Source organism: Yersinia hibernica (assembly GCF_004124235.1).
GTDB lineage: Bacteria > Pseudomonadota > Gammaproteobacteria > Enterobacterales > Enterobacteriaceae > Yersinia > Yersinia hibernica.
The window spans coordinates 1111780-1137367 of sequence record NZ_CP032487.1 but is presented as its reverse complement, the minus strand read 5'-3'; the positions used below and the strand labels follow the sequence as shown (position 1 = coordinate 1137367).

Sequence of the window (25588 nt, the reverse complement as noted above, 5' to 3'; positions counted from 1 at the left end):
TCCACACAATTTAGTGATTTTGTTCACTTGCCAAAAGTCTTAATACTCACTATCTTGTTATCTATCTACTACCCACCCCCTATATATTGTGTTTACATACTGAACAATACACTACGGCCTCAATGATTATCGCAATCATGGAGAGCGTAAATTTGTGCTGTGAGTACACCAAGCAAGGGGAACAAAGGTCACGAACACATGAACCAAAGCCTACTTGTTACTAAACGCGATGGCAGCAAAGAGCGCATCAATCTGGATAAAATCCACCGGGTCATCGACTGGGCCGCGGAAGGTTTACATAACGTCTCAGTATCTCAAGTAGAATTGCGTTCACACATTCAGTTTTATGATGGTATTAAAACCGCCGATATCCATGAAACTATCATCAAAGCGGCCGCTGATTTGATTTCGCGCGATGCCCCAGATTACCAGTATCTGGCAGCTCGTCTGGCTATCTTCCATCTGCGCAAAAAAGCTTACGGTCAGTTTGAACCACCAAAATTATTCGCCCACGTGACGAAAATGGTGGAAATGGGCAAATATGACCAGCATCTGCTGAAAGACTACAGCGCAGAAGAATTCGAACAGATGGACACTTTCATCGACCATTGGCGCGATATGAACTTCTCCTATGCTGCGGTTAAGCAGTTGGAAGGGAAATATTTGGTGCAAAACCGCGTTAGCGGCGAGATCTATGAAAGTGCCCAATTCCTGTACATTCTGGTTTCGGCTTGCTTGTTCTCAAATTACCCGCGCGAAACCCGTATGGATTACATCAAGCGTTTCTATGATGCAATCTCTACCTTTAAAATTTCGCTGCCAACGCCGATTATGTCCGGTGTGCGGACCCCTACCCGCCAGTTCAGTTCTTGCGTATTGATTGAGTGCGGCGACAGCCTGGATTCTATCAATGCCACCTCCAGCGCCATTGTGAAATATGTATCACAGCGCGCCGGTATCGGTATCAATGCGGGCCGCATCCGGGCCTTAGGTAGCCCAATTCGTGGCGGCGAAGCTTTCCATACCGGGTGCATTCCGTTTTACAAACATTTCCAGACCGCCGTGAAATCCTGCTCACAAGGCGGAGTACGTGGTGGTGCGGCCACCTTGTTCTACCCAATGTGGCATTTGGAAGTGGAAAGTTTGCTGGTGCTGAAAAACAACCGTGGGGTTGAGGGCAACCGCGTACGTCATATGGATTACGGCGTACAAATCAACAAACTGATGTATCAGCGTTTGCTGAAAGGCGAAGATATCACCCTGTTCAGCCCATCAGATGTGCCGGGCTTGTATGACGCGTTCTTCGCTGATCAAGACGAATTTGAGCGCCTTTATAGCCAATATGAACAAGATGACAGCATCCGTAAGCAACGAGTAAAAGCGGTTGAATTATTCTCTCTGATGATGCAAGAGCGCGCTTCCACCGGCCGTATCTATATTCAAAACGTGGACCACTGCAATACCCACAGCCCGTTTGACCCGAAAATTGCCCCAGTGCGCCAGTCAAACCTGTGTCTGGAAATTGCCTTGCCGACCAAACCGTTGAATGACATCAACGACGAAAATGGTGAAATCGCGCTGTGTACCTTATCGGCATTCAACTTGGGTGCCATTGACAGCCTGGATGATTTAGAAGATTTGGCCGTGCTGGCAGTGCGTGCGCTGGACGCCCTGTTAGACTACCAAGACTACCCGATTGCTGCGGCACAACGTGGAGCTATGGGCCGTCGTACCTTGGGTATCGGTGTGATTAACTTTGCTTATTATCTGGCGAAGAATGGTGTTCGTTACTCAGATGGCAGCGCCAACAACCTGACCCACCGCACCTTTGAAGCTATTCAGTATTATTTGCTGAAAGCCTCTAATGCGCTGGCTCGCGAGCAAGGCGCTTGCCCATGGTTCAACGAAACCACTTATTCACAGGGTATTTTGCCGATTGATACCTACAAAAAAGATTTGGATGCCATCAGTAACGAACCGCTGCATCACGACTGGGAAGCACTGCGCCAAGAGATCCAGACCCATGGTTTGCGTAACTCCACTCTGTCAGCGCTGATGCCGTCCGAAACCTCGTCGCAAATTTCCAATGCCACCAACGGCATTGAACCGCCACGGGGTTACGTCAGTATCAAAGCCTCGAAAGACGGTATCCTGCGCCAGGTTGTCCCTGAATATGAGCGCTTGAAAGATGCTTATGAACTACTGTGGGATATGCCAAATAATGATGGTTATCTGCAACTGGTCGGTTTGATGCAGAAATTCGTCGACCAGGCGATTTCAGCTAATACCAATTATGACCCCACCCGCTTCCCATCGGGCAAAGTGCCGATGAAGCAGTTGCTGAAAGATTTGCTCACCACCTACAAGTTTGGCGTAAAAACCCTTTACTATCAGAACACCCGCGATGGTGCTGATGATGTGCAGGAAGATATCCAAAGTCAGCCAAGTGATGACGATTGTGAAGGCGGTGCATGTAAGATCTGATTTTGAGTTCCGGCCCTCTCCCCCGGTTCAATCAAGCGCGTAGCTGATAATGAGCCAACCGGGGGATGATTCATTTTGTCAATAAATACAAAATGTTATGGGCCGTTCTTCATTTGCCCTTTGCTATCCCTTGAGGAAATCATGGCCTATACCACTTTTTCGCAAAATAAAAACAACCAGTTACTCGAGCCGATGTTCTTTGGTCAATCCGTCAATGTGGCGCGTTTCGATCAGCAAAAGCACGCCATTTTCGAGAAACTGATTGAGAAACAATTATCATTTTTCTGGCGTCCGGAAGAGATTGACGTCTCCCGTGACCGTATTGATTATCAGAACCTACCAGAGCACGAAAAACACATTTTTATCAGTAACTTGAAATACCAAACCTTGTTGGATTCCATTCAGGGTCGCAGCCCGAATATTGCCCTATTGCCCTTGATCTCTATTCCTGAGCTGGAAACCTGGGTTGAAACTTGGTCGTTTTCTGAAACCATTCACTCACGTTCTTACACCCATATCATCCGCAATATCGTTAACGACCCGGCGATTGTTTTCGATGATATCGTGACCAACGAAGAGATCCTCAAACGCGCAAAAGATATCTCCGCCTATTATGATGATTTGATTGAGATGACCAGCTACTACCATTTGCTGGGGGAAGGCACTCATCAAGTCAACGGTAAAACTGTGGTGGTGAATCTGCGCGAGCTGAAAAAACAGCTTTATCTGTGTTTGATGAGTGTCAATGCGCTGGAAGCGATTCGTTTCTATGTCAGCTTCGCCTGCTCCTTTGCCTTTGCCGAGCGCGAACTGATGGAGGGCAATGCCAAAATCATCAAAATGATTGCGCGCGATGAAGCCCTGCATTTGACCGGGACCCAGCATATTCTTAATCTGATGCGCTCAGGTGAAGACGACCCAGAAATGGCTGAAATTGCGCAAGAGTGTCAGAAAGAGTGCTATGAGCTGTTTGTAAAAGCCGCAGAACAAGAGAAAGAGTGGGCCGAATATCTGTTCCGTGACGGCTCGATGATTGGTCTGAATAAAGATATTTTGTGCCAATATGTTGAATATATTACCAATATTCGCATGCAAGCCGTGGGTCTCGGTGTGCCATTTGCTATTCGCACCAATCCGATTCCATGGATCAACTCCTGGCTAGTTTCTGATAACGTACAAGTTGCGCCGCAGGAAGTTGAAGTCAGTTCTTATCTGGTCGGTCAGATTGACTCAGAAGTCAGTGCTGATGACCTGAGTGATTTCGAGCTGTAATCCATGAAATTTCTTGTGACGTTGAGCACCACCGGTGCTCAACTTACCCCGCCAACCAACAGCCGCAATTTGTTGGAAACGCTCGAGCACCATCAAGTCCCCATCGAGTACCAGTGCCGTTCTGGCTATTGTGGTTCTTGCCGCCTACGTTTACTCAAGGGCGAAGTTTGCTATCAACAGCCACCACTGGCCTTTATTCAAGCGGGTGAAATTCTGCCTTGCTGCTGTCAGCCAAAGGGCCATATTGAAATCGAGCTTTAGTGACCTGACCCTTATCAAGAGAGATTACGTCGGCAAAACATAAGCTTGGATTATTCCTCATTTAGAAAGTTAGGATTTCACCTATAATCAGACTTCCGGTTGTGTGATATTTTACCTCCGGTATTACCTGATAAACCATAGGGACAAAAGATGAAAAGACTGTCAATCGCGATAACTGGCCTGCTGATGGTAGCTTCGGCCAACACTCTTGCCGCCAGCCAGCAACCACTGGATCCACAGCAGCCGCTAGAGAAAATTGCGCCTTATCCACAGGCTGAAAAAGGCATGAGCCGCCAGGTAATTTTCCTTGAACCACAAGAAGATGAAAACCGCTTCAAAGTTGAATTGTTGATTGGTAAAACCATTAACGTTGACTGCAACCGCCATATGCTCAGTGGCAATTTGGAGACCAGAACCTTGTCTGGTTGGGGATTTGATTATCTGGTAATGGATAAAATCTCAGAGCCAGCCTCTACCATGATGGCGTGCCCGGATAATACCCGCCACCCGCAATTTATCGCCGCCAATCTAGGTGATGCGGCGATGCAGCGTTACAACAGCCGTCTGCCGATTGTGGTTTATGTGCCGCAGGGCGTTGATGTGAAATACCGGATTTGGGAAGCAGGCAAAGAAATCAGAAGTGCACAGGTGAAATAATCCGCACGATAAAGTCGATAACACAACAGGCAGAATATTAACTCTGCCTGCTCGCCTCGCCGATAACTACAGAATTTCAATCACTTCCAGCCAGCCGTGTTGACCACAAACCGGCCTCCCGGTCAGCCAACGGCGCAGCATATCTAATGCCAGCATGGCGCTACTTTCCTGACGAATACGTAAACCATGGCGGCTGGCTTGATAGCGCACGGTCTGGGCAAACCTGCCCTCCGGGGTATGCAGCGCCACACTCAGACAATCATTTTGCATTGCCCCCACGGCCAAGACCACCTGCGCGCCACACAGCATTGACAATGATTGGGCGCGACCAGCAACTTCGGCTAAGGATTCCTGACAATGGGCGGGTAATAGCTCGCCCCCGGCCAAGGGCGCGGCGGCACTCTGCAATTGCCAATGCATCAAGCCGCCAGTAAATTGTTCACTCACTGCCAGCAACAACCCACGTTGGGTCAGTTGCTCAGTCAGCCATGCCGGTAACCCCTGCGTACCCTCAAATATCGTGCTGTCACCGGCCACGGCTCTGACCTGCTGCCAAACTTCTTTCATCGCCGATTGCTGCGAGGCAGGCCCGGTTAGCTTCAATTCAATAATAGGGGCAGACGAGCGGTAACCCAGCACCGCGCCATTCGGCAGTGACAGTGAGTCTAACTCCAGCGCCAAATCACTTTCTGAGCGGCCAAAGGTGGTCATACGCAAACACAAGGGTGGCTCGGCGACATCAAAATGTTGGCGTAACCGCGGCATAATCTGCTGCTCGACCATCACTTTAAATTCAGAGGGTACCCCGGGGGTGAAAAACATCAGGCATTTATTGAGCTGTAAAGCAAAACCGCAGGCCGTGCCAACCGGGTTATCCAGCATTTCTGCATTCGCCGGGATATGCGCTTGTTTGCGGTTAGTTGACGACATCACCCTGCCGCGCTCGCTAAAGAAAGCTTCCATCCGCGCAATCCATTCCGGATGCTCAATAAGCTCAGTTCCGGCTGCCCGGGCCGCCGCCAATGCACTCAGGTCATCACTGGTCGGCCCAAGGCCACCATTAACAATCAGCACATCAGCAACTTGGCTGCGTTCCGTCAACACCTCAATAAGAGCCGAGAGTGAATCACCGACGGTTTCCCGGCTGCTGATCGGCAGCCCTTGATTAAATAAATAATCTGCCAACCATGCAGCGTTGGTATCAATAATCTGCCCATGCAGCACTTCATCCCCGGTACTCAACATCTCGACTCTGATCATTTTCTTCTCCGTCAGTGCTTATGCCATCACTTTAAGAAGCCAACCGCATAAACACAATCGTTATCCATTACCAGCATGAATCACAATAGTAAAAGCCGATATTTCAACACACTGAATACCGTAATGATAAGTTTACATCGCGCGTAACGTCGGTTTGACACAAATGAGACAATCCTCTACTCTGCTACACTTTATCATGCTAATAAAATGTCATGTAGTAGAGGAAAGCGTGAAGAATCGCACCCTGGGCAGTATATTTATCGTGGCGGGCACCACCATTGGTGCGGGTATGTTGGCGATGCCACTGGCCGCCGCGGGAGTGGGCTTTGGTGTCACTCTCGCACTATTAATTTTTCTTTGGGTATTAATGTGTTACACCGCATTACTCTTGGTTGAAGTCTACCAGCACGAAGCAGCAGACACCGGGCTTGGCACCTTAGCTAAACGCTATCTTGGTCATCGAGGGCAATGGCTCACCGGTTTTAGCATGATGTTTTTGATGTACGCGCTCACTGCCGCCTATATCAGCGGTGCGGGTGAATTGCTGGCAACCAGCATCAGCCAATGGACACAGCAATCATTCCCAACCTCTCTCGGGGTGTTGTTGTTTACCCTGGTCGCCGGTGGGGTGGTATGTATCGGCACCCACTCTGTGGACTTGTTTAACCGCATCCTATTCAGTGCAAAAATCATTTTCCTGATTGTCATGCTGTCGTTAATGATGCCCCACATCGAAAAAACCAACTTATTAACGTTGCCACTAGAACAAGGGTTAGCGCTCTCCGCTATTCCGGTTATTTTCACTTCATTTGGCTTCCATGGCAGTGTGCCAAGTATTGTCAACTATATGGGGGGCAATATTCGCAAGCTGCGCTGGGTGTTTATTATCGGCAGTGCTATCCCATTAATTGCGTATATTTTCTGGCAGTTAGCCACATTAGGGGCAATATCCTCCCATACTTTTGTCGGGATTCTGGCACAACAAGCCGGGTTGAACGGGTTACTGCAAGCGGTGCGCGACGTGGTGGCTTCGCCGCATGTTGAGCTGGCGGTTCACCTATTTGCCGATTTAGCACTGGCGACCTCATTCCTGGGCGTCGCCTTGGGCCTGTTTGATTATCTGGCTGATTTATTTAAACGCCGTAACTCAGTGAGCGGCCGCCTGCAAACTGGGGCGATTACTTTTGTGCCGCCACTGCTGTTCGCGCTGTTTTACCCACGCGGTTTTATTATGGCACTGGGCTTCGCCGCCGTTGCATTATCTATATTGGCCTTAATTCTGCCCGCGATGCTGGCGTGGAAAGCGCGAAAAATCCATCAGGGAAATTATCGTGTCTGGGGTGGGAAACCGGCATTGGCCGCCGTATTTGCTTGTGGTGTGCTGGTGATTGGCATTCAGGTGGGAATTGTTACTGGCGCGCTACCCGCTGTTGGATAAGTTGCCAATAATCAGCTTTGGCCATGTAACGCTATTGGGGCTACCGCTGTGTTAGCGGTAACTCCAAAAGCACAGGGAAATTAGAAGTTCAGGCCAGCGCCGATATACACACCATCCGCTAGGCGATTATCGCGATGCCCTTCTTTACCTTCCATATTGATATAGCGATAGCCGACATCAACCGTCAGTGGGCGGAAGACACTCCAGCGCACGCCACCGTTGGCTTCACTGTAAGATTTCATCCCACTGGTCAGTTCCTCGGGGGCAAAATAGCCCTCACCGTATAAAGTGAATGACTTATTGATGGGGTAGGTTAATCCGCCGCCAATTGCTACCGCGCCGCCATTGCTGCCATCTTCCGGTGACATATAAATGCCTTTGCCACCGACAGTGGCCATCAAGGGGCCAATCGGCAGATTGAAGCCCAGCCCCATACCATAGATATCACCGTCATGATCACTACGCGCCCAGTTACCGCTGATGGCCAAGCCGCCAGTATTGGTACCCAGACCAAAGCCTAAATTGGTGTAGTGACGCCCGGTTTCGGCGTTAAAACTCATTGCACTGGCTGAACCGGCCACCAACAGCAAGCTTGCGGCACATGCAATTAAATGCTTATTCATATTGTTCTCTCATTATTCGTGATGTCACCCGTGAGCAGACTCTGGCTGACAGGTTTTTCCTGTGTCGAGTTTAACCGAAAAAAACATCATGAACACACTGAAAAACCGATTAAATACCACAGTATTTCAAATGATTGTAAATACCTACGCGATTGATATGTCTAATGCGAGCAATGATAATGATAAGGCGTGCCTATTTGCTGAATGCCACCAATAAGGCTACAACTAGTGTGGAGATCAAAGAATAACCCGCTGATGTCGTTTAAGTTATTATTTTGCTGATTACACCTTTGGCAAAATGTAATGCTTTAAAACACCCAAGACGCAATCAATTCAACAGCCATACTGGAGAAAATGATGAGCAAAAAGAAAGGATTAACTACCGCAGCAGGCGCACCTGTCGTTGATAATAATAATGTTGTCACTGCTGGCCGGCGTGGCCCTATGCTACTGCAAGATGTCTGGTTCCTGGAAAAACTGGCCCATTTCGATCGTGAAGTTATTCCTGAGCGCCGCATGCATGCTAAAGGTTCAGGTGCTTACGGCACATTTACCGTCACTCACGACATTACCCGATATACCCGGGCCAAAATTTTCTCTGAAATTGGCAAACAAACTGAAATGTTTGTGCGCTTTTCAACCGTTGCTGGCGAACGCGGGGCCGCAGATGCCGAGCGTGATATCCGTGGCTTTGCCATGAAATATTACACCGAGGAGGGCAACTGGGATTTGGTCGGTAATGATACGCCAGTATTCTATTTACGTGATCCACTGAAATTCCCAGACCTGAACCACGTCGTGAAACGCGACCCACGCACTAACCTGCGTAACCCAATTTATAAGTGGGATTTCTTCTCCCAGCTACCAGAAGCGCTGCACCAGCTCACCATCGATTTCAGTGACCGCGGCCTGCCAAAATCTTACCGCCATATGCACGGGTTCGGCAGCCATACTTTCAGCTTTATCAATGCCGCCAATGAGCGTTTTTGGGTTAAATTCCATTTCCGCTGCCAGCAAGGCATTGAGAACCTTATGGATGATGAAGCTGAAAAACTGGTTGGCATGGATCGTGAAAGTTCCCAACGCGACCTGTATGAAGCCATTGAACATGGGGATTTCCCGCGCTGGAATTTACAAATTCAGGTGATGCCAGAGCATGAAGCATCACAAACCCCGTATAACCCGTTCGATCTCACCAAAGTGTGGCCGCACGGCGATTATCCGTTGATTGATGTTGGTTTCTTCGAACTGAATCGCAATCCGGAAAACTACTTTGCTGAAGTGGAACAAGCTTCATTCAACCCAGCTAACGTGGTGCCGGGCATTAGCTTCTCTCCTGACCGCATGTTACAAGGCCGCCTGTTCTCCTACGGCGATGCCGCTCGCTATCGCCTCGGGGTAAATCATCATCAGATCCCGGTGAACAGTGCTAAATGCCCATTCCATAATTATCATCGTGACGGCGCAATGCGCGTGGATGGTAACAGTGGCAATGGCGCAACTTACGAGCCAAACAGTTTTGGTTTATTCCAGGAACAACCTGACTTCAGCGAGCCGCCGTTAACTCTGGAAGGGGCGGCTGATCACTGGAATCACCGCGAAGATAGCGATTATTTTTCACAACCACGGGCATTGTTCAACTTACTCAGCGCGGAAGAACATCAGCGGATGTTTACCCGTATTGCCGGGGAATTGTCGCAAGTGCCAGAAGAAATTCAACGCCGTCAAATAGCGTTGTTTACCCAAGTTCACCCTGATTATGGTAACGGCGTGAAAAAGGCGCTTGGATTAAACTAACACCTTGACTTAAAGCCCCTCACTTGAGGGGTTTTTTATTTTGCGGTGTTTAAATGGCATTCATTTTTAACATACTCGGCCACCCAGCGCCGCGAAACCTTAATCCCACCGTTTTTTAACTCATCCGGTAAGCGATAAAAAGCCACCGGACGTTGAAATACAGCCACTTGCGGGGCGAGCCAATTGGCCAAAATAACATCATCCACGGCTTCATCCACATCAATCACGGCAACGGGCCGATGACCAAATTCAATATCCGCGACAGGAATAACAAAAGCTTGCTGCACTCCTGGATACTGTAATAAAACGCGCTCAATATCCTCCGGCTGAATCCCCTCACCACCACTAAAAAATAGATTATCCAATCGGCCAAGAATACGCAGTTCGTCATGCAGCCATTCGCCGCGATCGCGCGTATGGAACCAGCCCTCGCTGTCAGTAAGCGGTTGCAACTGCCCTTGCCGCCAATAGCCGCTCGCCAGGCCAGCACCTTTCACCCAGACTTCATTCTCAACCAACTGCACCTGCCGCCCTGCTAACGCCATGCCAACCCCCGGCAAACCGTCAGCGCGTTTGGCGCACACCGTCGAGGCAGCTTCCGTCAGGCCATAGCCACACCAGCAGCGAATTCCGCGCGCTTCGGCTTGCTCAGTGAGTGTTGTCGGGATAGCCGCCCCTCCGAGCAGTACCTCTTTCAAGGTGAGAGTTTGCTCTGAATCCGCCAACAAACGCCAGAGCTGGGTGGGCACCAATGAAGCATGGCTGCACCCAAGCAGTGCTGCAGATAACAGCTCGCCCGCTGGCACGGCCAAGGTCGCCCCAGCGCGTAACCAGCGCCAAACAATCCCCTGTCCAGAGACATGAAACAGTGGCAATGACAGCAGCCAACAATCATTGGCGGTAAAATTTATCAAATCTATCACGCCGTCGGCGTTGGCCAGATGGGCCGCTATGGTGTGGACTGCTGCTTTGGGTAAGCCGGAAGAGCCGGAGGTCAATGTCATGGTCGCCAGCCGCTGGTTATCCCATGCCACGGCCTGTAATGTGCAATTTTTGCGATTGAAATCTAGCGGAATAAAACTGAGCTGCACGGGCAGCGGCTCCGCTAAATTCAGCATAAAATCAATATCCAGTTGCGGCAAAAGTTGCGATAACAGCGCCGCTGGCAATTGCGGGTTGAGGGGCAAAACACGCGCCGCGCACTGCAGGGCCGCCAAATAGGCCAGCAGCAGCGAATAACTGTTTTTGCCGCGCAGTACCATCCCCCGACCGGGAGTCACACCTTGTTGCTGAAAACTGGCAGCGACACTATCAATATCAGTGGCTAACTGTTGCCAACTGATCAGTTGCGGCCCCGAACGTAATGCCACCGCCCGTGGCCGCTGATTGGCCCAGTATTGCCATGGAGATATCAGCGTCCCCGGCAACGGGTATGCACCCGCCGCAGCTTCTAGCTGTGCCATAGCACGTCCAGTTGGTCGGCTGTCACTAATGGCAAACCACTGTCCGGCCACTCACGGACTAATTGCGCCTGCATCAGGCTCAAGGTATCCAACCCCGGTACAGTTGCGGGCGTTAACCAATCCGCTAACCGTGCCAATTGAGTCAAACCCAGGCTCGATTCAATACTGGAACTGATCACCGCCACCAGCCCCGCTTGATGCGCTTGCTGCACTAATTGTTGGCAACGCGCGATACTGCCCACCAGTGTCGGTTTGATAACAATGGCGGCCACTCCCGGCTCTGCTTCAACCTGGAAATCTGCCTCGCGCACACTTTCATCCCATGCAATGGCAATGCCGGTGTCACGGGCAAATTCCCGGGATTCCGCGCGGGTTTTACAGGGCTCCTCCAGAAATGCAATGCGGGGGCGCAATTCCGGATTGACATATTTGGCAAAGCCGTCGGCTTTGGCCCGTGTCCAACTGCGATTGGCATCCAAACGCAAAGTCAAATCCGGCAAGGCTTCTAGCAGCACATTGACAATCATGCCATCGCGCACCGCTTCATAAAGCCCCACTTTCACCTTGGCCACTTTCTCGCCCGGTAAAGCTTGTAACACGGCGAATAATTCGTCAGGATCCCCGGTACATAGCGGAGCTTTGCGGTAATTTGCCGCCAGCGGCAAGGAATTATCCAGTTCCGCCAGTGCGCAACTCAGGCCAAAAGCGACCGAGGGCAAAACCTCAAGTTCCGGCTCCGCCCCGCCCACCCAATTTTGCAGCCAATGTTGTGCGACAACCTGAGCTTCTGACAGCGTTTCATGGCTAAACTCCGGCAGCGGGGCAATCTCCCCCCACCCGGTCAGCCCGCCTTGTTGCAACTTCACTAATAACCCATCACGACTTTTCAGCCGCTGATGGCGCAATATCACCCCGGCTTCCATCGGGAGGCTATAGCGGTATAGTGTGGCCGCGCGCATTACGGATTACGCTTGAATTTGCTGAAGTCTGGCTGGCGTTTCTCATTGAATGCATTACGCCCCTCCTGACCCTCATCTGTCATATAGAACAACATGGTGGCGTTACCGGCTAGCTCTTGCAGCCCCGCCTGCCCGTCACAGTCGGCGTTCAATGCCGCTTTCAGACAGCGCAATGCCATTGGGCTGTTTTGCAGCATTTCACGACACCAGCGCACAGTCTCTTTTTCCAAATCCGCGACCGGCACCACGGTATTCACCAGCCCCATATCCAATGCCTGTTTAGCATCATATTGACGGCACAGGAACCAAATTTCGCGCGCTTTTTTCTGGCCGACAATGCGCGCCATATATGCCGCCCCCCAGCCGCCATCAAATGAACCCACTTTTGGCCCAGTCTGGCCGAAGATGGCGTTATCAGCAGCAACAGTGAGGTCACACATCATATGTAATACATGCCCGCCACCAATAGAATAACCGGCAACCATTGCGACCACAGGTTTCGGGCAAGTGCGGATCTGGCGCTGGAAATCCAACACATTCAGGTGGTGAACACCGCTGGTATCTTTATAGCCGCCGTAGTCGCCACGGACTTTCTGGTCACCGCCGGAGCAGAAGGCTTTATCACCCTCGCCGGTCAGAATGATCACGCCGATATTGTCGTCATAGCGGGCATCAGCCAGCGCCTGAATCATCTCTTTCACGGTTAATGGGCGAAATGCGTTACGTACATGAGGGCGGTTGATGGTTATCTTGGCGATCCCATCACTGGATTTGTGATAGCGAATATCTTCAAACCCAGCGGAGCAATCTTGCCATTCGATGGCGGCGTACAGTTGTTCTTCGCTCGGATAAAGCATAATAAGCATTCCTTTAACGGGAGAGTGATAAAAATGAAGACTGCGATAAAAATGACAGTACCTGCGCGGCAAATGTCCCGGGGTTCGCCCGATGAGCATTGTGCCCAGCGCGGGCCAGTGTGCGTAATGGCAATTGATATTGATGAGCCAATTGCTGGAATTTATGGTCGCGCTCGCCGCACAAGTACGTATACGGGACGTTAAGTCGTTGCAGAGCAGGTAATAACCAAGGCTGGTGCCCCAGTGAGGTCGCTTCCAGCATTTGGGCGACTGCTGGCCCCTGATTATTGGCGCGCAACGCCACCAATTGCTCGCGTTGTTGCGCGTCTAAATCAGCGAACACATCCTGCTGATACCAGTCAGCCAATACTTGTGGCAAAGGCTCAGTGCGAAAGCGCTGCGCCCATTGGCAATCTTGGCGCAAGCGAATTGCGCGCAACTCATCACTTTCCAGCCCGAGATTCCCCCCCTCAACCAAAAGCCCCTGTAAACCAACAGGATTACCATAGCCAGCATGATACATTGCAATTCTGCCGCCTAAAGAATAGCCCGCCAGCCAATATTTACGAATACCATTAGCTTGCAAGGTTTGTGTGAGCTGCTGGCTGATATCGTCAAAGCCGCGGGTGGTCAATGAGACCGACTCACCGTGCCCCGGCAAGTCGATGAGCAGTGAGGGATAATCGCCACATAATTGCGCCACGGGCAGCCAGTCTTGGCCGCTGCCCAATAAGCCATGCAGCCATACTAACCATGGCCCGGTATGTTGCCGCGCTGAGGATTGGGGATGAGAATCGAGTTTACGGCAAGCCAGCGTCATAATTGGGCCACCTGCTGTACCAACTGTTGCAGTGTTTCGGCCCCCTGACTCGGCGGCACCTGTATTTCAATCAATGTGACGCCGCCGTGGAGCCAGCATTGCTCCACTTGCTGTTTGAGCATTAACCAGCTTTCTGGCCGGCCATAAGCTAAACCAAACATCGCGGCGGCATGTTCAAAGCTCACATCCTGCGGCATGCAATAAAAGCGCTGGCGGTCGGCCTCTGGTGTCGGCAGCAGAGAGAAAATTTGCCCGCCATTATTATTGACCACCAATAACACCATCGGAGCCGAGCTTTGGCGCAATAAAGCCAAGGCATTAAGGTCATAAAGCGCCGATAAATCCCCGACAATCGCCAGTGTCGGTTTGGCAGTGGCTCGCTGAACACCGGCGGCGGTCGATAACAAACCGTCTATCCCGCTGGCACCACGATTGCTATAAACCGGGTAGCCGGCAGGTAATTGCCCTAATGCATCAATCAAGCGCACAATCAAACTGTTACCGACAAAAAGCTGCCCGTTTTCGGGTAATAACTCGTCAAGCAGATGTGCAACTGCCGCCTCGCTGAATTGTTCGTTCAGTGCTTCGGCAACATGGGCCTGAGCATTTTCTGACCATAAAATGAGTTCAGTGGCCCAAGGAGTACGGCGTTGTGCCGGGTGCTGTTTCAGCCATTCATTCACCGGAGAAATAATCCGACGCCCACGGTGATTAGCAGGATCAAGCCGGCCGGGTAAGGTATCTATCAGCCAGTACTCCTGCGGTTGGCATTGCTCTTGCCATTGCAGCAGGCGCTTGCCGGTCAGGCTGCTGCCGAACTGCAAGACAATTTGTGCCTGAGCCAGCACACGCTGCGCGCCCGGGTGCTCGAGCCACAAATCAGCACAAGGAAGGGGTTGGCCGGTTTGTGAAAGCACATCGCCAATCAGTGGCCAACCGAGTAATTCCGCCCACTTTACCAGCAGCTCACCCTCTTCAGCAGTCATGCGCCCGGCGATGATGACACCGCGTTTTTGCCGCCAGAAAAACCAGTCAGTTTGCTGTATTTGCGGCAATTGACGCGATTGGCGCAGCCAGGGATGACAATCTTGCCACCAATCGCCTAAGGTAGCAGACCACTGCGCATGAAGTTGCTCATCACCGCCATAGAGCGGCTCGGCAAACGGGCAGTTAATATGCAGGCCACCATGCTGTAATTGCACCATCGCACTGTCTATCGTAGACACCAGCCAAGCGGCTGAAATATCTGGCGTTGGCCGTGGCAAATTAAGGTTAACTGTCGGATGGCTGGCAAATAATCCCTGCTGGCGAATGGCTTGATTAGCACCGCAATCAATCAATTCCGGCGGGCGATCGGCCGTCAATAAGATTAAGCGCTCACCGGTCAAGCCGGCTTCAATTAAGGCCGGATAAAGGTTAGCCGCCGCCGTACCGGAAGTGACAATCACGGCCACCGGTTCAGTTGAAGCTTTCGCCAACCCCAGTGCCAGATGCCCTAAACCGCGCTCATCAAAATGGGTATGACAAACCAGTGATGAGTTCGCCGCGGCCGCTAGTGTGAGCGGTGTCGAGCGCGAACCCGGCGCAATACAGATATGACGCACACCGTGGCGACTTAACGCCTCCAGTAGCAATGCCGCCCAACGACGGTTAAAAACGCTTGTCGACATGGTTCGCCCAAAAAGTCAGTTAACAGACACTGCGCCCCTGATAATCAGCATGAGGAAAAGTTATCCTCTGAAAAACCCGGAGTGACTGATTAATAGTTAAATTTTTACCGTTATCTCTAGCCAAAATAATTCGAATTACCGGACAGCGGCTCGCGAATGACAATTGGCTGTCAACCCTGTTGAACGCGCTTGTGCTGCCCCGCAAAGTGAATCTCTTATCAGCTCAATCCCGATGAGTTCACGGTAGTCAGTGATTCAGGTAATCACCTGCCGTCAGCACACAAGCAGTTTGAAGTTTGCCGGGTATACCACAAAACTGGCTGACATTTGCCAAGTTACAGCTCTGTTTGACAGTTTACACCTGCGGCATAGGAGCCACAATCCGCCCACATAATGAGTGCGGTTAATTACTGCGCTTTATGATTATTATCTTGATTAATATTAGTCAGCAAAGTACGTAATCCAGCTGATTTGTTGTTAATTTCCTGCCATTCCTGCGCGGCATCAGATCCGGCGACAATACCGGCCCCGGCATAGAGATGAATCTGCTTATCCGCCACCCATGCCGAGCGCAAGCTGACACTGAACTCACTCTGCTTTAGTGAAAGATAGCCAGCCGACCCGGCATACCAGCCACGGGAAAAAGGTTCGTTTTCGGTAATAAACTGCCGGGCAACATTGCGTGGCAACCCGGCGACAGCGGCTGTTGGCTGCAATCGCTGCAAGCAGTCGGCATCATTAGCGCGATTAAGTTGCGCATGAATACGCCGGCGTAAATGCTGGACTTTGCGTAACCGAATAATCTCCGGTGGCATAACATCCACAGCCACCACGCCACCTTGTAAGCGCTGGCAAATATCATCGACAACCAACAGATTCTCACGTTGATTCTTTTCATCATGCATCAGCCAGTTGGCTAACTCAGTGGCCTGGGCGCAATCTTCATCATTAGAGGCCGTTCCTGCCAAAGCTTCGGTTTCCAGATTTTGCTGGTGGCGTAAATACAAGCGCTCAGGGCTGGAGCCCAAAAATGCCTGCGCCGCATCAAAACGCAACATAAAGTGGAAACAGTGGTGATTTACCTGGCGGCTGGCGGCCATAAAAGCGCCACAGGACAGCGGTTTATTCAGCATCAAACGGGTAGCGCGCGCCAGCACAACTTTTTCCATTTTTTGCTGTTCAATCTCGCCCAATGCTTGCTCAATAAGGTGGCGCCACTGTGGGTATTCCGGCATATGATGGGTATTTTCAACCACCACATCCAATGCTGGCAGGGGTTTGGCGCTAAGCAGTTGGTCAATAAAGGTGATGGCGAGCAAGGCGTCTTGGGCCAGAGAATAGTCACTGACCAGATTAAGGGTCAAATGAGTGTTATTGCCACGCCGCAAAATTTCAATGCGCGGTAAAAACAGGAAGCTGGCCTGAGCTTGCGGATGAGTGTCAGCGGGGAGGTCAGCAATAGAGACGGGTTCAAAAGCATTCAGCCCCCAAATACGTAATCCCGCCAGCGCACGATGCTGTTGGATAAATTGATCTGCCGATTGGACATCATTAAATTGCCGTGTTTGACCACAGACGGCGGCCTCTTCATAGCCTTCACGATGATGCCAATAGAATTGCGGGAAATGGCATTGCGCGGCAAGCCACTCAAGCAATTGACTGCCCACCTGCCCTGGCGCGGGCAAGATAATTTGCCGAATACCGGCCTGCTCAGGGAAATCGGCACGTAATTTTTGCCGTAATTCGCCCAACAAACCAGAAAGTTGCTTCACGACCACCTCGGCAAATCAACAGAAAGAGTGGGATTATACGGGGCATGAATAATAATAAAAGTCTGATTGAAAAGTTATTGTTAGTTATCACACTAATATTTGATGTTGATGTTTTTATATACTCAACAAGGGGTATCTGGCGGCCACCGGCCGGGGGAAGAATCAACTTAGCGACTGCACAATGCCCAACAATTTACTGAGTGTCGCTGTGTGATTGTTAATTAAAACGGCCCGTTTAAGGGCCGGCGATAGTGGTTACCGCCATTTTAACAGCAATGACGATGAGAATATTTATCACGACAATATTTTAACGGCGCGCCAGCAATAACCCCGCCACCAGCCCAACAGCTGCGCCTATCCCGACACTGCACCAAGGTTTTTCATGCACATAATCATCAGTACAACACGCAAGCGCTTGCGCCCGTTTGATATAGCATTCACTGCGGCCACTCAAACGGTTCTGAACCTCCTTTAATGCTTTCTCTGCTCGGGCTTTGATTTCCTGATAACTTTCATCGGCAACATCACCAGAAGCTCGTAGCACCTCTTCCAGCGTGTCGGTTAGCATGGTTAAATCGTCATCCAGCGAGGTTTGCTGTGCTTTATCTCGGTTCATGTGAATTCTCCATGAGTGAAAAAAGGGCATTTTTTAAGCTTAGCCGAAAACCATCAGCACCGGAGTGATTACCGCCCGATGAGGGAATTTTCCGGATTAATCTGCCCGATGGTTTTGCTGCCACGATGACACTTTTGGTGGCAAAGTGCCTGCGCAATAACGTCTCTGAGTGATATAAATCAGGCCGATGTCACCCGCAGAGAACTCGCCATCATGGGGCTATTGCCACTGATGTCTGGTGAGAAACTGATGCAGCACGCCCCTTGTTCCGCGCCACTCAATTGTTCGCGCAGCGCAGCAAACAGTTCACGGCCACAGCCAACATGAAAAGCTGAAATATCCGGCAATTGCGGGTGGCGGCTGGCCAATTCGCCTTCATCCACGAGCAGTGAAAGTTCCCCCGTGATGCCATTAACCCGCAGCCTATCGCCATTACGGATTTTCGCCAATAGCCCGCCACAATAAGCTTCTGGAGTAACATGAATGGCCGACGGCACTTTACCGGAGGCTCCAGACAAGCGGCCATCGGTAACTAAAGCCACCTTAAATCCGCGATCCAGTAATACCCCCAGCGGCGGCATCAATTTATGCAATTCCGGCATACCAATAGCCCGCGGCCCTTGATACCGCACCACCACCACACAATCACGGTTCAGCGCACCGGATTCAAAAGCCGTCCCGACGTCATGCTGGCTGTCAAACACCACGGCGGGCCCTTCAATAATCTGATGTTCACGAGGAACTGCCGAGGTTTTCATCACAGCCCGCCCCAGATTGCCACTCAAAACTTTAGTTCCGCCATGGGGCGAGAAAGGTGTGCTCAAGCTGGCAATAACAGCGTCATCCAGTGAGCGCTCGGCCCCACTGCGCCATTGCAACTGACCGGCGGCCAGATAGGGCTCCTGTGTGTAACGTTGCAAACCAAACCCCGCGACGGTATGCACATCTTCATGTAGCAAACCGCCATGCAGCAACTCTTTGACCAGCAGTGCCACCCCGCCTGCGGCCTGGAAATAGTTGATATCCGCCGGGCCGTTGGGGTAGATCCGGCATAACTGCGGAACCACGTCCGACAGTTCAGAAAAGTCATCCCAATCAATGATAATGCCAGCCGAGCGCGCCATCGCGACCAAGTGCATTGTGTGATTCGTGGAGCCCCCCGTGGCCAGCAATGCCACCACGCCATTCACCACCACTTTTTCATCCACTAATTGGCCGACGGGCAGATAATTGCCACTGGTTTGGGTCAAGCGCGTAACCTGACGAGCTGCTGCGGCTGTTAAGGCATCACGCAGTGGCGTATTGGGCTGAATAAAAGAAGAGCCCGGCAAATGTAGCCCCATAACCTCCATGACCATCTGATTCGAGTTGGCAGTGCCGTAAAATGTGCAGGTACCGGCGCTATGATAAGAGGCCGATTCCGCCGCCAACAGCGCCTGCCGGTCAACTTTGCCCTCGGCATACTGTTGGCGCACTCGCACTTTTTCTTTATTGGATAAGCCGCTGGCCATGGGCCCTGCCGGGACAAAAACCGCCGGTAAATGGCCGAATGACAAAGCAGCCATCAGCAGCCCCGGCACGATTTTGTCACATACGCCAAGATATAAAGCGCCATCAAACATATTGTGTGACAAGCCGATAGCCGCAGACATGGCAATGATATCGCGGCTCATCAGCGACAGTTCCATCCCATCTTGCCCTTGAGTCACTCCGTCACACATAGCAGGAACCCCCCCCGCCACTTGACCAACTGCGCCCACTTCGTGCAATGCCTCTTTTAATTGCTGGGGATAATGCTCATAAGGTTGATGGGCGGACAGCATGTCGTTATAGGAGGTTATGATGGCAATATCACTGCGCACCATATTCTTCAGGGCGGCTTTATCCTCCGCTTGGCAAGCCGCAAAACCATGGGCCAGATTGCCGCAAGCCAGTTGCGAGCGGTAAACCGTATTTTCTTTTGCCGCACTGATTCGTTGCAGATAGGACGTACGGGTCGCGGCAGATCGCGCCATAATGCGCTGCGTCACGCGGGTGATAGTCGGGTTCATCGCCATTCCTTATTCGCTCAGCGGCGCTAAAAGCGCAATACTGCCCGCAGGCAGGCCGATAAAGTCCGCTAGCACCTGCAACAGCAAATTGTGATCATCCAGATGTGGCGCGCCAGAAACATTCACGCTGCCAATAATACCGATTTGCTTAACTTGCAACGGGAAGCCGCCACCCAGCGCTGCATAATCTCTGAAACTGACGCCATAGCGCGCTTCAATAGAGGTCTGGCGCTGTTGCAACATCAGCCCTGCGGCATAAGAGCTGGTGCCCAGTAACTCCACAACATTGCGTTTGCGCCGTAGCCAATCAAGATTTTCTGCACTGGTGCCGGGCATGGCATAACTGAATAATGTTTGCCCATTTACCGTGATATTGATGGCCAGCGCCACGCCCTGTGATTCGGCGTATTGCTTTATTTTCTCACCCAACTGCCAGGCAGTTTCGTGATTGAAATTAATCAGTTGCAGCAATTGTTGATGCTGTTGGCAGTGGGCAAGTTGCTGTTGTAAATTCATCAGGTTCTCCGGTGTTAAGGGGGTGGCGGCAATGCTGTTTCCAGCCAATAGCGCCAGCCGGGCTTAAGCGCGTTTCACTTTGGCTAAGCTCTGGTCAGCAATACCCTTCCCTTTAGTCGTGATTTCAACATCACACTCTTTTGGCAAGGTTAAGGTAATCAGCCCGGCAATAATCAATGAGCCCGCCAACATGCACACCGCCGCACTTTGGCCATAGAAAAAGATCATCACGCCGACCAAATATGGGCCACAGAACCCACCTAAATTACCTAATCCATTAATCACCCCACGTGCGCCACCGGCCACTTCAGGTACTGCAATGCGGCCCGGAATTGACCAGAATGGGCTGGTCGCGGCTTTGAGGAAGAACCCGCAGACTACCAAGGCCAGATAAGAGACCAATACGTTGTGGCGGAAAATAACCGAGGTCACCAGACCGGCGGCAAAACAGAATAAGGAAATCATAATCAGCAAACGGCGTTTGCCGGTTTTATCCGATAATGCGGAAATAACATAGATGCCAGCGGTGGTGGCAATAAAGGGCAGAATGGCCAGAATCCCAACCGAGGCCATATTGCCACCGGTCAGATTTTTCAAAATGGTCGGCAGCCACAAGGTGTAACCATAATCCCCAGTCTGATAAAAGAAGTTCAGGGCAACTAATTTCATCAAACCTTTATTCAAGAAAACGGCTTTTAGCGGCGCATTGGTCACTGGCGCATCCAGCATGCGATCCGCCCGCTCACGCGCCAGTTCAGTGACCAGATAATCGCGCTCTTTTACTGATAGCCATTTGGCCTCTTCTGGTCGGTCACTGATAACAAACCACCACATTACTAACACCACTGCGGACAGCGAACCTTCGAGAAAAAATAACCAACGCCAGTCTAACGCATTGATAATAAAGCCAGATAAAGGTGCGGTGAACATACCGCCGATAGGGGCGAACATCATCACGAATGCATTGGCGCGGCCAATCTCCCGTTCCGGGAACCAGTTGCTCACCATGGTCAAAACCACCGGCAGCATGCCGCCCTCAGAGACCCCCAGCACAAAGCGCAGGAATAACAATTGATAATGATTAGTGACAAAACCGGTCAGAATGGAAACAATGGCCCAAACCGCCAGGGAATAAGCAATGAATTTTCTGCCGCTACCATGAACAGCAATACGACCACCTGGTACTTGTAAAAATAAATAACCAATAAAGAAAATACCGCCCGCTAAACCGGCCATTTGGCTGGTAATCGCCAGATCACTCTCCATGCCACCCGGTAGTGCAAAACTAATATTAACCCGGTCCATAAAAGAAATAATACAAGCAATCATTATTGGCACAATAACACGAAACCAACGGGCATTAGGGATCTTACTGTCCATATAAACACGCCTCATGATAATAGCAAAGTATTACCCTGCACCAAGAATAATGATGCAGAGTATGGCGAAAGCAAATAATGAATATTTGCCATTATTAATTAAACTTCACGAAATATTTTTATTATTGCGAATAATTAAGTTATTAATAACACGTTTTTAATAGTGAATAGCAGTGGGCGCTTTTTCACCTGAAAAATGGGCGTGAATATTTGAAAACACCATATCGCTCATTTGAATTCGGGTTTCTGTCGTGGCACTGGCGATATGCGGCAATAATACAACATTGTCCATTTCGATTAGGGCCTGAGGCACATTAGGTTCATCTGCAAATACATCCAAACCTGCCCCACCAATTTCTTTCTGTTGCAGCGCACGAATTAAATCATCCTGATTGACCATACTGCCACGAGCAATATTGATCAGCAGTGCATGATTGGGCATCGCGGCAAAAATAGTTTTATCAACCAGACCGATGCTGTCTTTGCCACCTGAAATGGCCACAACCAGAATATCGCTTTGCTTGGCAAGGCTGATTAAATCTGGAACATATTGATATGGTAGGCTTTGGATATTCGCGGTATCAGTATAGGCAATTTGCATATCAAAACCGGCAGCGCGGCGAGCAATAGCTTGACCAATACGGCCCATACCAAAGACCCCTAGGCGTTTGCCGGTCACTTTAGAGGATAATGGCAAGTTGCTGTGCGGCCATTGCCCGGCCCGCAAGAATTTATCCGCCTGACAAAGGCGGCGTGAGGTCGCGATAATCAGTCCCAGAGCCGTATCAGCCACATCATCAGTCAATACACCGGGGGTGGTGGTGACAATGATATTGCGCTCGCGAGTGGTGTCCAGATCCACAGCATCCGTGCCAACACCGAATATTGAGATAATCTGTACTTCGGGTAATAACGCCAGCACTTCGTTGCTCACACCAATATCACCACGGGTCACAATACCTTTAATATTCTTGCCCTGTTCTGCCAAAAACTCTGCAGTATCCGCAGCCTGAAAGAGTTTGTAAACGGTGAAGTTCTGTTCCAGCTTCTCCGTCAAATAATCCATTACCGGGGCGATAATTAATACGGCTTGTTTGCTGTTTTTCATAACGAGTACCTGATGGTCAATGAATCAAAAACCAGAATGGCGGCGGATAATCATCGGATGACTAAGCCATTCAGCGAATGTCGTTATGAGACCTGTTTTCAATGTTTTATTTTGTGATGCAAGTCACTGTAAATCATGTTAAGAAAACATGTTACCGGTAACGTGACCAAGCTATCATTGCTCAAGCTGAATTGTTTCAGCTAATCAGTCCAGCGTTAATGATTTATATAATACCTTTATCCAAATGTTATGAATTGGTATTATTTGTGGCGCATAGGAATATTATTATTGCAGGTCATCAGCAGATGAATATTGGCAGCTATGACACTGCACCACGGCAGTGACCCATGATTAGCATCTCTCTCAGCTGCTGGAGAATATTAGATAGTCCCACCGAGTGAAATACGATAATGCAAGTCAACCTGTTCAATTGTCGGTATTTTTTTGATTTTCTTAATTAATATTTCAGCAGCTACTTTACCCATTTCAAAACGCGGGGTGGTGACACTGGCTAGCACCGGTGTGGTTGCCTGGCCGATATCCAACCCATGAAAACCGGAAATCGCCATTTCTGCTGGCACCGCCAGGCCCAATTTCAAGCATTCTTGTAACACCCCCACGGCCATATCGTCATTGGTACAGAAAATAGCATCAACTTGAGGATACATTTGTCGTGCCAATGCCAACATACCGGCACCAATAGAAACTGATGAGACTTTGTTCGGCGTAATATGCAGTGGCGCAAAACCTGCATCACTCATTGCTTGGCTATATCCTTGATAACGCTTGCGATCTCGTACATCAGACATGGAGCCAAAATAGACAACATTTTGTTTTCCACTCGCCAACAATGTCGCCGTCATGTCATAGGCCGCCTGATAATTATTAAATCCCACAGTAATACGATTGGACTGTGGCTCTAAGTCCATCACTTGTGCCACTGGAAGTTCTGCAGCATTCAAATACTTATCCGCCCGTAAAGTATGCTCAGAATCGGTGAGTATTATCCCGGAAATTTGACAAGAAAGCAGGTTAACGATTTGTTCTTCTTCACGTTCTTTACTGTAGTTATAGTTGACCACCAATGTCTGGTAGCCACTGGCAGCCGTCACAGACTCGATACCCGCCAGCAAGTCGGAGAAAATTTGGTTATTAAAGGAGGGAACTAAGATGCCAATTCTTGGGCTTTTTTGGTTAAGGTTGCTTTCCCCGTCTAAATCAGCACTGTAATTAACTTCAGCCATGACTTGGGCAATGCGTTCGCCAGTTTCGGGGGCCACTTTTTCCGGCGTGCGCAGGTAGCGGCTGACGGTCATTTTGGTCACGCCGGCGAGTAACGCGATATCCTGTAACGTAACACGCTGGTTTTTCATGGCATATACCTAGAACAAGAGTGCGAAATGAATAAGATGATTATGCACTGTTAGCAGCGGTAATGAAAAGCATGTTACAGGTTAAAAATGACATAACAATCATGCTTTCAATTATTTAGTTATATTATTATCAATAAGTTAACCGAAATCACTGTCCATTAGTGGGCAAAGTCATCTTAACTAGTGGTATTTTTCTGTTCTCAAGGCGATGCCGCTCACGTAAGTGGTAACAGCTGGCCGTAACATCATTTAAAGTGATCTGCATCACAGTTTAGTGGGGCGGAAAACGGTTTGATAAGCCCATGTTTTCAAGCGGTCATATTTATTGGAAGATTGGAAGTATTAGATTTTATCACTGTTGTTATCATTAAATTAATCAGTTATCAATTATCTTTATTTTATATGTCGCTTCATTAGCGCCATCAGGAATTCACTATGAAGAATTTATTTTCGTTAGAAAACCGCAAAGTATTAATTACTGGCTCCGCTCAAGGTATTGGATTTCTATTAGCGAAAGGCCTTGCAGAATTTGGTGCAGAAATAATAATTAATGATATTACCGCCGAACGCGCAGAAAAAGCAGTGGCCGAATTACGTGCCAATGGTTTTATTGCTTATGCAGCAGCATTTAATGTGACTGACCATGATGCTGTTAATGATGCCATTGCGCAAATAGAAAATAATATTGGTGCCGTTGATGTTTTAATTAACAATGCCGGTATTCAACGCCGTCATGCTTTTACCGAATTCCCAGAAAAAGATTGGGACGATGTCATCGCGGTAAATCAAAAATCAGTATTCTTGGTTTCACAAGCGGTCTCCCGCTATATGGTGAAACGTCAGCGCGGTAAAATTATTAATATTTGTTCTATGCAAAGTGAATTAGGCCGCGACACTATCACCCCATATGCTGCATCTAAAGGGGCGGTGAAGATGTTAACCCGCGGGATGTGTGTTGAGCTGGCGCGATACAATATTCAGGTCAATGGTATCGCGCCGGGTTATTTCAAAACTGAGATGACAAAAGCACTAGTGGATGATGAGGCCTTCACCGATTGGTTGTGCAAACGTACCCCCGCGGCCCGTTGGGGTGACCCAGAAGAATTAATCGGGGCGGCGGTATATCTGTCTGCCAAAGCCTCTGACTTTGTTAATGGCCACCTGTTGTTTGTTGATGGCGGCATGCTGGTTGCTGTCTGATTCACATCGAGG

The 25588-nt window shown here is 49.9% G+C and carries 21 protein-coding genes; 7 read left to right on the top strand and 14 right to left on the bottom strand.

From position 1 onward, the window contains the following. Positions 1 to 198: 198 nt before the first annotated feature. The 4 genes from nrdA (at position 199) to eco (ending at position 4674) form a co-directional block, all read left to right on the top strand. Complete coding sequence (gene nrdA / locus D5F51_RS05385) at positions 199 to 2484, top strand: class 1a ribonucleoside-diphosphate reductase subunit alpha (RefSeq protein ID WP_129195819.1); 2286 nt, start codon at positions 199 to 201, stop codon at positions 2482 to 2484. Between the two features lie 141 nt (positions 2485 to 2625). Next, positions 2626 to 3756: a class Ia ribonucleoside-diphosphate reductase subunit beta gene (nrdB, locus tag D5F51_RS05380; RefSeq protein WP_025378893.1), complete on the top strand. Its 1131-nt coding sequence runs from the start codon at positions 2626 to 2628 to the stop codon at positions 3754 to 3756. A 3-nt stretch (positions 3757 to 3759) separates the two neighbouring features. Next, positions 3760 to 4017 (top strand): class I ribonucleotide reductase maintenance protein YfaE, encoded by a 258-nt coding sequence (gene yfaE, locus D5F51_RS05375; protein ID WP_025378894.1) that lies wholly within the window; start codon positions 3760 to 3762, stop codon positions 4015 to 4017. 150 nt (positions 4018 to 4167) lie between these two features. Next, positions 4168 to 4674 carry a serine protease inhibitor ecotin gene (gene eco, locus D5F51_RS05370; RefSeq protein WP_129195818.1) on the top strand — a complete coding sequence of 169 codons (507 nt, stop codon included), beginning with the start codon at positions 4168 to 4170 and terminating at the stop codon, positions 4672 to 4674. Positions 4675 to 4740: 66 nt separating this feature from the next. Here eco and D5F51_RS05365 read toward each other — a convergent pair whose 3' ends face one another. Next, positions 4741 to 5934, bottom strand: a complete 1194-nt coding sequence (locus tag D5F51_RS05365; RefSeq protein ID WP_129195817.1) for a nicotinamide mononucleotide deamidase-related protein YfaY — start codon at positions 5932 to 5934, stop codon at positions 4741 to 4743. 229 nt (positions 5935 to 6163) lie between these two features. Between D5F51_RS05365 and tyrP the strand changes: the two genes are divergently transcribed. Beyond that, a complete protein-coding gene (tyrP, locus tag D5F51_RS05360; RefSeq protein WP_025378897.1) occupies positions 6164 to 7372 on the top strand; it encodes a tyrosine transporter TyrP in 1209 nt (402 codons plus the stop codon). An 80-nt stretch (positions 7373 to 7452) separates the two neighbouring features. Here tyrP and D5F51_RS05355 read toward each other — a convergent pair whose 3' ends face one another. After that, complete coding sequence (locus D5F51_RS05355) at positions 7453 to 7995, bottom strand: YfaZ family protein (protein WP_025378898.1); 543 nt, start codon at positions 7993 to 7995, stop codon at positions 7453 to 7455. 357 nt (positions 7996 to 8352) lie between these two features. On the opposite strand from D5F51_RS05355, the gene D5F51_RS05350 reads away from it, so the two are divergent. Further along, positions 8353 to 9792, top strand: coding sequence for a catalase (locus D5F51_RS05350; protein WP_186368158.1), 1440 nt, complete (start codon positions 8353 to 8355; stop codon positions 9790 to 9792). Positions 9793 to 9827: 35 nt separating this feature from the next. On the opposite strand, the gene menE is transcribed toward D5F51_RS05350, so the two are convergent. From menE to D5F51_RS05290, 12 genes are all read right to left on the bottom strand, one after another. Further along, positions 9828 to 11255, bottom strand: coding sequence for an o-succinylbenzoate--CoA ligase (menE, locus tag D5F51_RS05345; RefSeq protein ID WP_129195815.1), 1428 nt, complete (start codon positions 11253 to 11255; stop codon positions 9828 to 9830). After that, the gene (gene menC, locus D5F51_RS05340) at positions 11243 to 12214 is read right to left on the bottom strand and encodes an o-succinylbenzoate synthase (RefSeq protein WP_129195814.1); all 972 of its coding nucleotides are present in this window, start codon (positions 12212 to 12214) and stop codon (positions 11243 to 11245) included. Before menC ends, menE begins: the two co-directional genes overlap by 13 nt. Beyond that, positions 12214 to 13071, bottom strand: a complete 858-nt coding sequence (gene menB / locus D5F51_RS05335; RefSeq protein WP_025378902.1) for a 1,4-dihydroxy-2-naphthoyl-CoA synthase — start codon at positions 13069 to 13071, stop codon at positions 12214 to 12216. Before menB ends, menC begins: the two co-directional genes overlap by 1 nt. Positions 13072 to 13084: 13 nt before the next feature. Then, positions 13085 to 13894, bottom strand: coding sequence for a 2-succinyl-6-hydroxy-2,4-cyclohexadiene-1-carboxylate synthase (gene menH, locus D5F51_RS05330; RefSeq protein WP_129195813.1), 810 nt, complete (start codon positions 13892 to 13894; stop codon positions 13085 to 13087). Continuing rightward, entirely contained in the window at positions 13888 to 15561 is a 1674-nt protein-coding gene (gene menD, locus D5F51_RS05325; RefSeq protein ID WP_129195812.1) for a 2-succinyl-5-enolpyruvyl-6-hydroxy-3-cyclohexene-1-carboxylic-acid synthase, read from the bottom strand. The genes menH and menD overlap by 7 nt, the downstream gene beginning before the upstream one ends. 407 nt (positions 15562 to 15968) lie before the next feature. Next, on the bottom strand, positions 15969 to 17333 hold the full coding sequence (gene menF, locus D5F51_RS05320) for an isochorismate synthase MenF (protein WP_129195811.1): 1365 nt from the start codon (positions 17331 to 17333) through the stop codon (positions 15969 to 15971). A gap of 307 nt (positions 17334 to 17640) precedes the next feature. Then, positions 17641 to 17949, bottom strand: a complete 309-nt coding sequence (locus D5F51_RS05315; protein WP_129195810.1) for an ElaB/YgaM/YqjD family protein — start codon at positions 17947 to 17949, stop codon at positions 17641 to 17643. 179 nt (positions 17950 to 18128) lie between these two features. Next, positions 18129 to 20000 carry a phosphogluconate dehydratase gene (gene edd / locus D5F51_RS05310; protein ID WP_391592393.1) on the bottom strand — a complete coding sequence of 624 codons (1872 nt, stop codon included), beginning with the start codon at positions 19998 to 20000 and terminating at the stop codon, positions 18129 to 18131. Between the two features lie 9 nt (positions 20001 to 20009). Next, positions 20010 to 20516 (bottom strand): heme-degrading domain-containing protein, encoded by a 507-nt coding sequence (locus tag D5F51_RS05305; protein ID WP_129195809.1) that lies wholly within the window; start codon positions 20514 to 20516, stop codon positions 20010 to 20012. Between the two features lie 63 nt (positions 20517 to 20579). Continuing rightward, a complete protein-coding gene (locus D5F51_RS05300; protein ID WP_025378909.1) occupies positions 20580 to 21896 on the bottom strand; it encodes an MFS transporter in 1317 nt (438 codons plus the stop codon). Positions 21897 to 22052: 156 nt separating this feature from the next. Continuing rightward, positions 22053 to 23003: a 2-hydroxyacid dehydrogenase gene (locus D5F51_RS05295; protein WP_129195808.1), complete on the bottom strand. Its 951-nt coding sequence runs from the start codon at positions 23001 to 23003 to the stop codon at positions 22053 to 22055. Between the two features lie 380 nt (positions 23004 to 23383). After that, positions 23384 to 24376: a substrate-binding domain-containing protein gene (locus D5F51_RS05290; protein WP_129195807.1), complete on the bottom strand. Its 993-nt coding sequence runs from the start codon at positions 24374 to 24376 to the stop codon at positions 23384 to 23386. A gap of 435 nt (positions 24377 to 24811) precedes the next feature. Here D5F51_RS05290 and idnO point away from each other — a divergent pair, with 435 nt between their 5' ends. Next, on the top strand, positions 24812 to 25576 hold the full coding sequence (gene idnO, locus D5F51_RS05285) for a gluconate 5-dehydrogenase (protein ID WP_025378912.1): 765 nt from the start codon (positions 24812 to 24814) through the stop codon (positions 25574 to 25576). The last annotated feature ends 12 nt before the right edge of the window (positions 25577 to 25588 follow it).

Excerpts from the sequence above, each read along its gene's own strand:
- idnO (WP_025378912.1), top strand. The coding sequence starts at position 24,812 with ATGAAGAATTTATTTTCGTTAGAAAACCGCAAAGTATTAATTACTGGC.
- menD (WP_129195812.1), bottom strand. The coding sequence starts at position 15,561 with ATGTCGACAAGCGTTTTTAACCGTCGTTGGGCGGCATTGCTACTGGAG.
- nrdA (WP_129195819.1), top strand. The coding sequence starts at position 199 with ATGAACCAAAGCCTACTTGTTACTAAACGCGATGGCAGCAAAGAGCGC.
- menE (WP_129195815.1), bottom strand. The coding sequence starts at position 11,255 with ATGGCACAGCTAGAAGCTGCGGCGGGTGCATACCCGTTGCCGGGGACG.
- D5F51_RS05350 (WP_186368158.1), top strand. The coding sequence starts at position 8,353 with ATGAGCAAAAAGAAAGGATTAACTACCGCAGCAGGCGCACCTGTCGTT.
- D5F51_RS05365 (WP_129195817.1), bottom strand. The coding sequence starts at position 5,934 with ATGATCAGAGTCGAGATGTTGAGTACCGGGGATGAAGTGCTGCATGGG.
- eco (WP_129195818.1), top strand. The coding sequence starts at position 4,168 with ATGAAAAGACTGTCAATCGCGATAACTGGCCTGCTGATGGTAGCTTCG.
- menB (WP_025378902.1), bottom strand. The coding sequence starts at position 13,071 with ATGCTTTATCCGAGCGAAGAACAACTGTACGCCGCCATCGAATGGCAA.
- D5F51_RS05315 (WP_129195810.1), bottom strand. The coding sequence starts at position 17,949 with ATGAACCGAGATAAAGCACAGCAAACCTCGCTGGATGACGATTTAACC.
- D5F51_RS05295 (WP_129195808.1), bottom strand. The coding sequence starts at position 23,003 with ATGAAAAACAGCAAACAAGCCGTATTAATTATCGCCCCGGTAATGGAT.
- D5F51_RS05355 (WP_025378898.1), bottom strand. The coding sequence starts at position 7,995 with ATGAATAAGCATTTAATTGCATGTGCCGCAAGCTTGCTGTTGGTGGCC.
- edd (WP_391592393.1), bottom strand. The coding sequence starts at position 20,000 with ATGAACCCGACTATCACCCGCGTGACGCAGCGCATTATGGCGCGATCT.
- yfaE (WP_025378894.1), top strand. The coding sequence starts at position 3,760 with ATGAAATTTCTTGTGACGTTGAGCACCACCGGTGCTCAACTTACCCCG.
- D5F51_RS05290 (WP_129195807.1), bottom strand. The coding sequence starts at position 24,376 with ATGAAAAACCAGCGTGTTACGTTACAGGATATCGCGTTACTCGCCGGC.
- menC (WP_129195814.1), bottom strand. The coding sequence starts at position 12,214 with ATGCGCGCGGCCACACTATACCGCTATAGCCTCCCGATGGAAGCCGGG.
- D5F51_RS05305 (WP_129195809.1), bottom strand. The coding sequence starts at position 20,516 with ATGAATTTACAACAGCAACTTGCCCACTGCCAACAGCATCAACAATTG.
- nrdB (WP_025378893.1), top strand. The coding sequence starts at position 2,626 with ATGGCCTATACCACTTTTTCGCAAAATAAAAACAACCAGTTACTCGAG.
- D5F51_RS05300 (WP_025378909.1), bottom strand. The coding sequence starts at position 21,896 with ATGGACAGTAAGATCCCTAATGCCCGTTGGTTTCGTGTTATTGTGCCA.